Genomic DNA, 11618 nt, shown 5'->3' on the forward strand with positions numbered 1-11618 from the left:
GCAAGCAGATGGCCAAGATCACTCTCGACAACCTCGCCCACAGCTACCTCGCCAACCCGGGCAGTGAAGACGACTTCGCGCTGAAAGAGCTCAACCACGTCTGGGATGACGGCGCCGCCTATGCGCTGCTCGGCGCCTCCGGTTGCGGCAAGTCCACCCTGCTCAACATCATCTCCGGCCTGCTCCAGCCTTCGCGCGGGCGCATCCTCTTCAACGATCAGGACGTGACCCACGCCGCCACCGCCGAGCGCAACATCGCCCAGGTCTTCCAGTTTCCCGTGGTCTACGACACGATGACCGTGCGCGATAACCTCGCCTTCCCCTTGCGCAACCGGGGCCGCGATGAGGCCTATGTGGCCGAGCGCGTGAACGAGATCGCCCGGATGATCGGTATGGAAGGGGACCTCAACCGCAAGGCCCGCGGGCTGACGGCGGATGCCAAGCAAAAGATCAGTCTCGGGCGCGGGATGGTGCGCAAGGACGTGAACGCGCTGCTCTTCGACGAGCCGCTCACCGTCATAGACCCCCACATGAAGTGGGAACTGCGCACCCAGCTCAAGCAGCTCCACCACGACTTCGGCCATACGATGATCTACGTCACCCACGACCAGACCGAGGCGCTCACCTTCGCCGACAAGGTGGTTGTGATGCACGATGGCCGCGTGGTTCAGATCGGCACGCCCGAAGAGCTCTTCGAGCGCCCCGAGCACACTTTCGTCGGCTATTTCATTGGCTCCCCGGGGATGAACCTCATTCCCGCCAAGGTCGAGGGCAACCGCGCCTATATTGATGGCGCCGAGCTGGCGCTGGCCCATGGCTATGGCGAGGTGCAGGGCAGGGTGGCGCTTGGCGTGCGGCCCGAATACGCCAAGCTGTCGGCCACCGAAGGTCTGCCGGTGAAGGTCCGACGGGTGGAAGACGTGGGCCGCCACAAGATCGTCCGCGCCGAGTTTTTCGGCAATGAGATCAACGTGATCGCGGGGGAGGGCGACGAGATCGGCGCCGATATGACCCGCGTCGCCTTTGATGCCGACCACGTCAATGTTTACGCCAACGACTGGCGGGTAAGCCCGCAAGGGGAGGCCGCCTGATGGAAAAGACCCAGAACAACAAGGCCTGGTTCCTCGTCCTCCCGGTGCTGATCCTCGTCGCCTTCTCCGCCGTCATTCCGCTGATGACCGTGGTCAATTACTCGGTGCAGGACACCTTCGGGAACAACGAGTTCTTCTGGGCGGGGCTGGAATGGTTCGAGGAGATGCTCGATTCCGACCGGATGTGGTCCGCCCTCTGGCGGCAGATCATGTTCTCCGGCATCATCCTCGCCATCGAGGTGCCGCTGGGCATCTTCGTGGCCCTCAACATGCCCAAAAAGGGCGTCTGGGCCTCGGTCTGCCTCGTCCTCATGAGCCTGCCGTTGCTGATCCCGTGGAACGTGGTCGGCACGATCTGGCAGATCTTCGGGCGCGTCGATATCGGCCTTCTGGGCCACACGCTGGCCGCCATCGGGATCGACTACAACTACACCCGCGATGTGCTGGATGCATGGATCACCGTCGTTGTCATGGACGTCTGGCACTGGACTTCGCTGATCGCGCTGCTGGCCTACGCGGGCCTTCAGTCCATCCCCGATGCCTTCTACCAGGCCGCCAAGATCGACCAGGCGAGCCGCTGGAAGGTATTTCGCTACATCGAACTCCCGAAGATGCAGGGCGTACTGATGATCGCCATCCTGCTGCGCTTCATGGACAGCTTCATGATCTACACCGAGCCCTTCGTGGTCACCGGCGGCGGGCCGGGCAATGCCACCACCTTCCTTTCCATCGACCTGGTGAAAATGGCCATTGGCCAGTTTGACCTCGGCCCCGCCGCCGCCTTCTCGATCATGTATTTCCTCGTGATCCTGCTGGTGAGCTGGGTGTTCTACACGGTCATGACCAACCTCGACAAAAGGGACGCGAAATGACGGATGCCACCGCAAACGCCCCTGCCGTGCGCGCGCCGAAGGTGCGGGTGAAGGGCTCGGCCATCGTGATGGGCCTCTACCTCCTGTTCCTGCTCCTGCCGATCTACTGGCTGCTGAACATGAGCCTGAAAACCAACGCCGAAATCCTCGGCGGCTTCTCGCTCTGGCCGCAGGACATCACGCTGGCCAACTACATGGTCATCCTGACCGACCCGAGCTGGTACATGGGCTACGTCAACTCGCTGATCTACGTGGTGATGAACACGGTGATCTCGGTCGCCGTGGCGCTGCCCGCCGCCTATGCCTTCAGCCGCTACAACTTCCTCGGCGACAAGCACCTGTTTTTCTGGCTGCTGACCAACCGCATGGCCCCTCCGGCCGTCTTCGCGCTGCCCTTCTTTCAGCTCTACTCCTCGGTCGGTCTCTTCGACACTCACATCGCCGTGGCGCTGGCCCATTGCCTCTTCAACGTGCCGCTCGCGGTCTGGATTCTCGAAGGCTTCATGCGCGGCGTCCCGAAGGAAATCGACGAGACGGCCTATATCGACGGCTACTCGTTCCCGAAATTCTTCGTGAAGATCTTCATGCCCCTGATCGCCAGCGGCATCGGCGTGGCAGCGTTCTTCTGCTTCATGTTCAGCTGGGTCGAGCTGCTGCTTTCCCGCACCCTGACCACGGTCGACGCCAAACCCATCGCCGCCACCATGACCCGCACCGTCTCCGCCTCCGGCCTCGACTGGGGCGTGCTGGCGGCGGCGGGGGTGCTGACCATCGTGCCCGGCGCGCTCGTGATCTACTTCGTCCGCAACTACATCGCCAAGGGCTTCGCCCTGGGGAGGGTGTAGTGACACGGTTTGTTAACCACGCCGCCGTCATCCTCGGGCTCGACCCGAGGATCTCCCGCCAAAGAGATTCTCTGGTCAAGCCAGAGAATGACTTCGGAGGCGGGCGTGATGGACAAACAGATGGCGGTGTATATCATGACCAACAAGCCGCGCGGCACGCTCTACATCGGCGTGACGGGCGGGTTGGTACAGCGTATATGGCAGCATCGGACCCACGCTCTGCCTGGATTCACCGATCTCTACAATCTGGACAAGCTCGCCTGGTTCGAGATGCACGAGGAACCAGAGGTGGCGATACAGCGGAAGAAATCGCTCAAGCGGTGGTATCGGCGGTGGAAGATCGATCTGATCGAGAAGGCCAACCCCGGCTGGCGCGATCTGTGGTACGAAATCTGCCCGGAAGCCGAGGCGGCGGCAGAGGCAGGCACCTGACGACCGTCATCCTCGGGCCTGACCCGAGGATCTCGCACAATCGGACACACCCAGCCGCAAGAGATCCTCGGGGCGAGCCCGAGGATGACTGCGCCATGACCACCCGTACAGAAGGGAGCCGCTGACATGGACTGGATGGCATGGACATGGCCCACCGCCATATTCTTCCTCGTGATCGCCTCGCTGCTGATCACCTTCACCGTGCTCGCGATCAAGTTCCCCGAGACACCCCGCAAGGGCGTGCTCCAGATCGAAACCACAAGGGGCGACCGCCTCTTCATTACCCTTCTCGGCTCGGCCTTCATCAACCTGGCCTGGCTCGGATTGACCGGCATCGCCCAACCCTGGGCGCTGGTCCTCTGCCTGATCTATGCCGCAGCGGTGTTCCGCTGGGTTTAGCGCAGGAATAACGGCCGCAGCCAATGCGGCGCTTCATCAACCCAACAGGGAGGAGAACAGAATGAAGCTCAATCTCAGATCAACCACCGCCTTTACCGGCGGCCTCGCGGTGGCGCTCAGCCTCGCCGTGCCGGCTTTTGCGGGCATGGACGAGGCGCGCGCGTTCCTCGACGCGGAAATCGGTGACCTCTCCACGCTCTCCCGCGAGGACCAGGAAGCCGAAATGCAGTGGTTCGTCGATGCCGCCGAATCCATGCAGGGCATGGAGATCAAGGTCGTCTCCGAAACCATCACCACCCACGAGTATGAAAGCCAGGTCCTTGCCCCGGCCTTCACCGCCATCACCGGCATCCAGGTCACCCACGACCTGATCGGCGAGGGCGACGTGGTCGAAAAGCTGCAAACCCAGATGCAGTCCGGCGAGAACATCTACGACGGCTACATCAACGACTCCGACCTCATCGGCACCCACTGGCGCTACCAGCAGGCCCGCAACCTGACCGACTGGATGGCGGGCGAGGGGGCAGACGTCACCAACCCCAACCTCGACCTTGAGGACTTCATCGGCCTCGGTTTTACCACCGGCCCCGATGGCAAGGTCTACCAGCTGCCCGACCAGCAGTTCGCCAACCTCTACTGGTTCCGCTACGACTGGTTCAACGACGAGAAGACCAAGGCCGACTTCAAGGAAGCCTATGGCTACGACCTCGGCGTGCCGGTCAACTGGTCGGCCTATGAAGACATCGCCGAGTTCTTCACCGGGCGCGACATGTCTTACGCGGGCGGCCCGTCGGAGGGTGTCTATGGCAACATGGACTACGGCAAGAAAGACCCGTCGCTCGGCTGGCGCTACACCGATGCCTGGATGTCGATGGCCGGCATGGGCGACAAGGGCGAGCCCAACGGCCTGCCGGTCGACGAGTGGGGCATTCGTGTGAACGAAAACTCCCAGCCGGTCGGCTCCTGCACCTCCCGTGGTGGCGCAACCAACGGCCCCGCTGCCGTCTACGCCGTGACCAAGGCCATCGAGTGGCTGGAGAAGTATTCTCCCCCCGCCGCTGCCGGGATGACCTTCGGCGAGGCCGGGCCGGTGCCTGCGCAGGGCTCCATCGCCCAGCAGATGTTCTGGTACACCGCCTTCACCGCCGACATGGTGGGTGACGGGGCCGATGCCGTGCTCAACGAGGATGGCACGCCCAAGTGGCGCATGGCCCCCTCGCCGCACGGCGCCTACTGGGAAGAGGGCACCAAGATCGGCTACCAGGATGCCGGTTCGTGGACCCTGCTGGAGTCCACGCCCGTCGACCGTGCAAAGGCGGCCTGGCTCTATGCCCAGTTCGTCACCTCCAAGACCGTGGATGTGAAGAAGTCCCACGTCGGCCTCACCTTCATCCGCGAAAGCACGATCCAGGACGAGAGCTTCACCGAGCGCGCGCCCAAGCTGGGCGGTCTCGTGGAGTTCTATCGCTCCCCGGCCCGTGTTCAGTGGTCGCCGACCGGCACCAACGTGCCGGACTACCCCAAGCTGGCGCAGCTCTGGTGGCAAAACATCGGCGATGCGATGTCGGGTGCGAAGTCTCCGCAAGAGGCCCTCGACAGCCTCTGCGCCGATCAGGAGCGGGTGCTGGAGCGGCTTGAGCGCGCAGGCGTTCAGGGCGATCTCGGCCCGGTCATGAACGAGGAGGTCGACCCCGAAGAGTGGCTTTCGCAGCCGGGTGCCCCGAAGGCCAAGCTCGACAACGAGGATCCGACCCCGGAGACCATCAGCTATGACGAGCTGATCGCCTCCTGGCAGTAAGTTACCTCCCCGGGCCGGGGCTGCCTTTGCGGTGGCCCCGGCTCTTTCGTCTTTGACAGGCTCCCCATGCGTCCGCCACCCTGTGCCATGTCCCTGAGTGTCCTGCCGGAGCCAAGCCGTGCCACCTGCGCCCCCACCGACAAACGTGTTTCTCAAACGGGCTGCCATCGTCGTGGCCGCTGTCGTGCTGTTGATGATCCTGCTCGGCCCCTTCCTCAACCGCACCCGCCCGCCGGGCGAAGCCATGGCGGGCGCGATGCTGCACGCCTTCGACGGGCAGGCGCTCGCCGCCATGGCCCCGACCGGCGAGATCGTGACGCTTCAGGTCGAGCCGGGGCTGGAGCCCTACACCATGCTCTGCCACCGCCACGAGCGGGAATGGCGCGGGTTGATGGGCACGGCGGAGCGCACGCGCCCCGATGCGTTCTCTTGCGTCCTGCGCGTGGCAGTGGAAGGCGGGCTGCTGCACCGCATGATCCTTCAGGCCATCGCCCTGCCCGAAAGCCCGCCACCCGACGCACTGGAAGAGGCCGGGGCGGCCTGGCTCGACGGGTTCGTTCTGGTGCCCCTGGACGCCCGCGCTCTGAGCCGGGCCTTTCCCTGACCGGGCAGGCCATCTGGTCGGCCCGTGCCGATGGTCTCACCGCTGCACCGCGCCCCGGTGACGCCGCTGCCATCCCGCGCTAAACCGTCCGAACCAAGGGAGGACATGACATGACCTACATTCTCGCCATCGACCAGGGCACAACCTCCTCCCGCGCCATCCTCTTCGACGAGGCGCTGAAGCCTGCCGCCACCGCGCAGGAGGAGTTTGCCCAGCACTTCCCGCACTCCGGCTGGGTCGAGCATGAGGCCGCCGACCTCTGGACGACGACAGCGGCCACCTGCCGCGCTGCCATCGAAAAGGCGGGCGCGTCCAGCGATGACATCGCCGCCATCGGCATCACCAACCAGCGCGAAACCACCGTCGTCTGGGAGCGGTCCACCGGCAAGGCCATCCACAATGCCATCGTCTGGCAAGACAGGCGCACTGCCGATTTCTGCCGAAAGCTCAGGGACAAGGGCCATGAAGATGCGGTGACCGAGGCCACCGGCCTGCTGCTCGATCCCTACTTCTCCGGCACCAAGCTGCGCTGGATTCTCGACAATGTAGAAGGGGCGCGGGCCAAGGCCGAGGCGGGCGAGCTGGCCTTCGGCACCGTCGACAGCTGGATCATCTGGCATCTGACGGGGGGCAAATCACACGTCACCGACGCCACCAACGCCGCCCGCACCATGCTCTACGACATCCGGCGCGGCGCATGGTCTGAAGACATGTGCAAACTGCTCGATATCCCCATGTCGATGCTCCCCGAGGTGAAGGACAGCGCCGCCGATTTCGGCACCACAAGGGCCGATCTCTTCGGCGGGCGCGAGATTCCCATTCTCGGTGTCGCCGGCGACCAGCAGGCGGCCACCGCGGGCCAGGCCTGCTTCAAGCCGGGCATGATGAAATCCACATATGGCACCGGCTGCTTTGCCCTGCTCAACACCGGCTCCGACCCGGTGAAAAGCGAAAACCGCCTGCTCACCACCATCGCCTACCAGCTCGACGGCAAGCCGACCTATGCGCTCGAAGGCTCGATCTTCGTCGCTGGCGCCGTGGTGCAATGGCTGCGCGACGGGATGAAGCTGATCCGTGAGGCGGGCGAAACCCATCCGTTGGCTGAGAAAGCAGACACGGGGCAGGGGGTTGTCATGGTGCCCGCCTTCACCGGCCTCGGCGCGCCTTACTGGGACGCCGATTGCCGTGGCGCAGTTTTCGGCCTCACCCGCAGCACCGGCCCCGCCGAGTTTGCCCGCGCCGCGCTCGAAAGCGTCGGCTACCAGACCCGCGATCTGCTGGAGGCGATGAAGGCCGACTGGAGCAGCGCCAGCGAAACGGCCCTGAGGGACACCTCTTCATCTGCGACCCTCCGGGTCGACGGCGGCATGAGCGCGTCGGACTGGGCCATGCAATTTCTGGCCGACATCATCGGCGCCCCGGTGGACCGGCCCAAGGTGCTCGAGACGACCGCGATGGGCGCAGCCTGGCTCGCCGGGCAGCGGGCCGGGGTTTATCCCGACCAGGCCGGTTTCGCCGATACCTGGGCGCTTGATCGCAGCTTCTCACCCGAGATGGGCGAGGGGGAGCGTGAAGAGAAATATGCCCGCTGGAAACGCGCGGTAAACGCAACCCTCGGCTTCTGAGCGGTGCGTTAACGGGTGGGCGCTATGTCATCCGACATGTGCATGGGTTGTGCATTGGTTCTGCATGGGTTGTGGCCCCTTGCTTCGCAGAGTTAACGCCCTGCCAACTGATCCAGCCCGGCGCGCATCTGTGCGGCAGTGATCTGCTCCAGCTCCGCCTCGATGCGGGCATGGGTCTCGCGCCAGATCGGCACCGCCTCCTTCAGCAGCGCGCGGCCCTCATCTGTCAGCAGTAACCTCTTGGCGCGCTTGTCTTTTTCGTCCTGTTCCTGCCGCATCAACCCGCGCCGTTCCAGCACCTTCACCGAGGCCGTCAGCGTGGTGCGATCCATCCCGAGCTGCCCGGTCAGATCGGTCAGTCGTGGGGGCTCCGGACGGTTGAGGCTCATCAGCAGCGAGAACTGCCCGTTGGTCAGGTTAAGTGGCCGAAAAACCTCATCAAATACCCGCGCCAACTGCCGCGCGGCACGCTGTGCGCGCAGGCAGAGGCAGGCAAATCCAACCTCATGGGTCACGTCGAGTGGCAGATCGGGGTCCATGTCTCTCTTATGTTGATATCAACGATAAAGCCTGTCAAGTTGGCTCCGAAATGCGTTATCAGGGAGTTGATTGCAATGGCATACATTCAGGGGTTTCTCCTCGCCGTGCCCGAGGAAAACAAGGCGAAATACAAGGAGATGGCCGAAGACGCGCTGGAAATGTTCAAGGGCTATGGCGCCATCGGCTTTCAGGAGAACTGGGGCGTCAACGTGCCGGACGGCAAGGTGACGAGCTTTCCGATGGCCACCAAGATGGAGGCGGGGGAGGTCTGCATGTTCTCCTGGATCGTCTGGCCCGACCGCGCTGCCGCCGAGGCGGCGGAGGCGCAGATGATGGCCGATATGGACGGCAAGGACATGCCACAGATGCCCTTTGACGGGATGCGGATGATGTGGGGCGGCTTCGAGCCGCTGGTGGCCTGGGGCGAAGGCGCGGTGCAATGATCCGGCAAGTCCTTGCAATCGCGGCTCTTCTCGCCGCCGCGCCGCTTTGGGCGCAAGATCTGGCGATGGACACCACCAGGACCGACCTGAGTACGCTGAAAGCAGGCACTTACACGCTCGACCCGGCCCATTCGAGCCTGATCTTCATGGTCGATCACATTGGCATCTCGAACTTCCGCGCCAGCTTCGACAGGTTCAGCGCGACGGTGGAACTCGATCCCGCCAATCCCGCCACCGCACGGCTCACAGCCACCATCGACGTGAGTTCGCTGGATATTCCCACGCCGGAGCCGACCGGCTTTCGCGCGATGGTGCTCGCCCCGCCCTGGTTCGACTCCGCCAACTACACCGAAATTACCTTGCAGAGCGCGTCAATCCGCCTCACCGGCGAGAAGGCGGCAGAGGTGGCGGGCACCCTCACGATCAACGGAATCTCGGCCCCGGTCACCATGTCGGTGACGGCACTCGGCGGCTGGGAGGGCAACCGGTATGATCCCAACGCTCGTATCGGCTTCCACGCCGCGGGCAGCTTCTCGCGCTCGGCCATTGGCTTTGACGTGGGCCTGCCGCCGCCCGGCACCACCATGGGCGTCGCAGATGAAGTGAAATTCTCGGTGGACGCCGAGTTCATCGGCCCGAAGTGGGAAGGGTAACCGTCCGTTAACAGGACATTTGCAATTTCATGCGACTGTCCCTGCATTGACGCCGCCGGCTGCAGGGGGCAGCGTGCCGTGGATGACAGAACACGCCGAAACTCCCGCTCCGCCCAAAGGTTTCACAGCGTTGACCCTGTTGTGCTCGGTCGATGAGTCCATGGGGCCATGGTTCCTGCGTGAAAACGATGATGGCTCGCGCACCGTCGGCTTTCGGGTGGAAGACCGGCACCTCAACGTCAACGGCGTCTGTCATGGCGGGGTGACGGCAACCTTTGCCGACATTCTCGCGCGGGTGTTCAACGAAACCTACAGCGGCGCAGCGGGAACCGCGCCGGTGGTGGGCAAGATGGCCACCATTACGCTCGATATCGACTACCTCGGCCCCGGCCAGCCTGGTGCGTGGATCGAGGCGACGCCGGAGGTGGTGAAACGGACGGGTAAGATGTTGTTTACCCAAGCGCTGATTTGCGATGGCGAAACACCGGTGGCCCGCTGCAAGGCGATCTATCGCCTGTTCCATAAAAAAGGCGGGACCGACTAGCGCCGGACCCGCCTTACGAGGGAACTCGTTGTGCCTCAGGCGACCAGTGTCACCGTCGAGGCGAAGAACATTGCCTGGCTCACCGCAAGGCGCACCTGCTCTTCGGTATAGGGCTTGGTGATGAGGAACACCGGCTCGGGCTTCTCGCCCGTCAGCAGGCGCTCGGGGAAGGCGGTGATGAAGATCACGGGCATCTCGCCGAACTCGCCGAGGATGTCGTTCACTGCATCAATACCCGACGAATTGTCGGCCAGCTGGATGTCGGCCAGGATCATGTCGGGCCGTTCCTGCTTGGCAAGCTGCACCGCGCCCTTGTGGGTGCGCGCCACGCCAGTCACGCGGTGGCCCATCTGGCCAACCACGGTTTCCAGATCCATCGCGATGATGGCCTCGTCCTCAATGACCATGACCTTGCCGCTGATCGAGCGGGCCATCTCTTCCTGCGCCGTTGCCACCATCTCTTCGGCTTCGGCTTCGGTGCTGTTGGTGATGTCTCCGATCTGGGCGTAGGAGAACTGCTCGATGGTGTAGAGCAGCAGCGCCTCTCGGGTGCCCGGCGTCAGCGGGGCCATGTGGCGGTTGGCTTGCGCCGCGAGAAAGCTGTCACCCTCCTCGGCTTCAACCGGTGCCCCGGAGCTCGTCCAGATCGCGTGAAAGGCCGCGAAGAGGGCCACGCGGGGGCTCCGCGAGCGGTCTCCGAGGTCCGGATCGTCCAGCATGGCCTCAAGAGTTGCGGCGGCATAGGCGTCGCCGGACTTTTGGCTCCCGGTCAGCGCTCTGGCATAGCGGCGCAGGTATGGGAGTTCCCGCGCGATGCCATCGGCAAAGCTCTCGGAAGATGCACTGTTCATGTTGCCTTACCCGTTTTTTATTGGCGTTCCGGAACCAAACGTAGGCTCATGGCGTTTGGTTCCAAATTAAAATGTGACACAGGGACATTTCTCGGGAACCTCACGGTCTGCCGAGAGTTATTGCGATGGGTACCTGGCGCTGGAGCGGGTCGGTTTTGATGAAAGGCAAAAAGGTAGCAATGAAAGAGCAGCAGAAAGAAGCGACCGACGGGCTACGGCGGCAGATCGACGAAAACTTGCGCCGGGTCTTCCAGGCCCAGGTCGAAGAAGATGTGCCGGACAGGTTTACCGATCTGATCAATCGCCTCCGACAGCAGGACACGGAAGGCGATTCCAGCAAATGACATCACCCAAAACCGAGCTTCCGCAGAACGACCCTCGCGATGAGATCGTCGAGCATCTTCCTGCCATGCGCGCCTTCGCAATGAGCCTCGCACGCAATTCCGCCCAAGCCGACGACCTCGTGCAGGACGCCGTGGTGAAGGCCTGGAGCAACTTCGATAAGTTCAAGCCCGGTACAAACCTGCGGGCCTGGCTGTTTACCATCCTGCGCAACACCTTCTACTCCGCCCGGCGCAAGTCAGGCCGGGAGGTGGCCGACGTGGATGGCGTCATGGCGGGCAATCTCGCCTCCAAGCCGGATCACGACGGCCGGCTCGCACTTGCCGATTTTCAACGCGCTTTCTCAACGCTGCCCGATGAGCAGCGCGAGACGCTCTGGCTGGTCGGCGCGCTTGGTATGTCATATGACGAAGCCGCCGAGACCTGCAATTGCGCGGTCGGAACGGTGAAGAGCAGGGCCAACCGGGCACGTGCGCGGCTGGCTGAAATCCTGCAACTCAGCGAAGAGGAAGAGCTGGAGCTTACCGACCAGAGCACCATGGCTGTGGTTGCTGCCAGCAACGCTCCGCTCGGGTGATC

15 protein-coding genes are annotated in these 11618 nt (G+C 63.6%); 13 read left to right on the forward strand and 2 right to left on the reverse strand.

Translation table 11 applies throughout. The features are described 5' to 3' along the window. Positions 1-8: 8 nt before the first annotated feature. From DYI42_RS05280 to glpK, 8 genes are all read left to right on the forward strand, one after another. Positions 9-1091: an ABC transporter ATP-binding protein gene (locus DYI42_RS05280; protein WP_213544878.1), complete on the forward strand. Its 1083-nt coding sequence runs from the start codon at positions 9-11 to the stop codon at positions 1089-1091. After that, the gene (locus DYI42_RS05285) at positions 1091-1963 is read left to right on the forward strand and encodes a carbohydrate ABC transporter permease (protein ID WP_213544879.1); all 873 of its coding nucleotides are present in this window, start codon (positions 1091-1093) and stop codon (positions 1961-1963) included. The genes DYI42_RS05280 and DYI42_RS05285 overlap by 1 nt, the downstream gene beginning before the upstream one ends. Next, positions 1960-2808, forward strand: a complete 849-nt coding sequence (locus DYI42_RS05290) for a carbohydrate ABC transporter permease (protein ID WP_213544880.1) — start codon at positions 1960-1962, stop codon at positions 2806-2808. The genes DYI42_RS05285 and DYI42_RS05290 overlap by 4 nt, the downstream gene beginning before the upstream one ends. A 108-nt stretch (positions 2809-2916) precedes the next feature. Then, on the forward strand, positions 2917-3240 hold the full coding sequence (locus DYI42_RS05295) for a GIY-YIG nuclease family protein (protein WP_213544881.1): 324 nt from the start codon (positions 2917-2919) through the stop codon (positions 3238-3240). Positions 3241-3366: 126 nt separating this feature from the next. Next, the gene (locus DYI42_RS05300) at positions 3367-3639 is read left to right on the forward strand and encodes a DUF2160 domain-containing protein (RefSeq protein ID WP_213544882.1); all 273 of its coding nucleotides are present in this window, start codon (positions 3367-3369) and stop codon (positions 3637-3639) included. Between the two features lie 61 nt (positions 3640-3700). After that, complete coding sequence (locus DYI42_RS05305) at positions 3701-5437, forward strand: ABC transporter substrate-binding protein (protein ID WP_213544883.1); 1737 nt, start codon at positions 3701-3703, stop codon at positions 5435-5437. 145 nt (positions 5438-5582) lie between these two features. Then, a complete protein-coding gene (locus tag DYI42_RS05310; protein ID WP_213544884.1) occupies positions 5583-6041 on the forward strand; it encodes a hypothetical protein in 459 nt (152 codons plus the stop codon). 110 nt (positions 6042-6151) lie between these two features. Continuing rightward, positions 6152-7666 carry a glycerol kinase GlpK gene (gene glpK / locus DYI42_RS05315; protein WP_213544885.1) on the forward strand — a complete coding sequence of 505 codons (1515 nt, stop codon included), beginning with the start codon at positions 6152-6154 and terminating at the stop codon, positions 7664-7666. A 92-nt stretch (positions 7667-7758) separates the two neighbouring features. On the opposite strand, the gene DYI42_RS05320 is transcribed toward glpK, so the two are convergent. After that, on the reverse strand, positions 7759-8205 hold the full coding sequence (locus DYI42_RS05320) for a MarR family winged helix-turn-helix transcriptional regulator (RefSeq protein WP_213544886.1): 447 nt from the start codon (positions 8203-8205) through the stop codon (positions 7759-7761). Positions 8206-8280: 75 nt separating this feature from the next. Here DYI42_RS05320 and DYI42_RS05325 point away from each other — a divergent pair, with 75 nt between their 5' ends. From DYI42_RS05325 to DYI42_RS05335, 3 genes are all read left to right on the forward strand, one after another. Further along, positions 8281-8649: a DUF1428 domain-containing protein gene (locus tag DYI42_RS05325; RefSeq protein ID WP_213544887.1), complete on the forward strand. Its 369-nt coding sequence runs from the start codon at positions 8281-8283 to the stop codon at positions 8647-8649. Further along, the gene (locus DYI42_RS05330; RefSeq protein ID WP_213544888.1) at positions 8646-9302 is read left to right on the forward strand and encodes a YceI family protein; all 657 of its coding nucleotides are present in this window, start codon (positions 8646-8648) and stop codon (positions 9300-9302) included. The genes DYI42_RS05325 and DYI42_RS05330 overlap by 4 nt, the downstream gene beginning before the upstream one ends. An 82-nt stretch (positions 9303-9384) precedes the next feature. Then, positions 9385-9846, forward strand: coding sequence for a PaaI family thioesterase (locus DYI42_RS05335; RefSeq protein ID WP_213544889.1), 462 nt, complete (start codon positions 9385-9387; stop codon positions 9844-9846). A 35-nt stretch (positions 9847-9881) separates the two neighbouring features. Here the strand turns inward: DYI42_RS05335 and DYI42_RS05340 are convergent, their stop codons facing one another. Continuing rightward, positions 9882-10697, reverse strand: a complete 816-nt coding sequence (locus DYI42_RS05340; RefSeq protein ID WP_213544890.1) for a response regulator — start codon at positions 10695-10697, stop codon at positions 9882-9884. Positions 10698-10822: 125 nt separating this feature from the next. Between DYI42_RS05340 and DYI42_RS05345 the strand changes: the two genes are divergently transcribed. After that, on the forward strand, positions 10823-11041 hold the full coding sequence (locus tag DYI42_RS05345) for a NepR family anti-sigma factor (protein WP_342344612.1): 219 nt from the start codon (positions 10823-10825) through the stop codon (positions 11039-11041). Continuing rightward, positions 11038-11616, forward strand: coding sequence for an RNA polymerase sigma factor (locus tag DYI42_RS05350; protein ID WP_213544891.1), 579 nt, complete (start codon positions 11038-11040; stop codon positions 11614-11616). The genes DYI42_RS05345 and DYI42_RS05350 overlap by 4 nt, the downstream gene beginning before the upstream one ends. The last annotated feature ends 2 nt before the right edge of the window (positions 11617-11618 follow it).

Origin of the sequence: Vannielia litorea, assembly GCF_018424695.1 — a bacterium.
GTDB classification, from domain to species: domain Bacteria; phylum Pseudomonadota; class Alphaproteobacteria; order Rhodobacterales; family Rhodobacteraceae; genus Vannielia; species Vannielia litorea_A.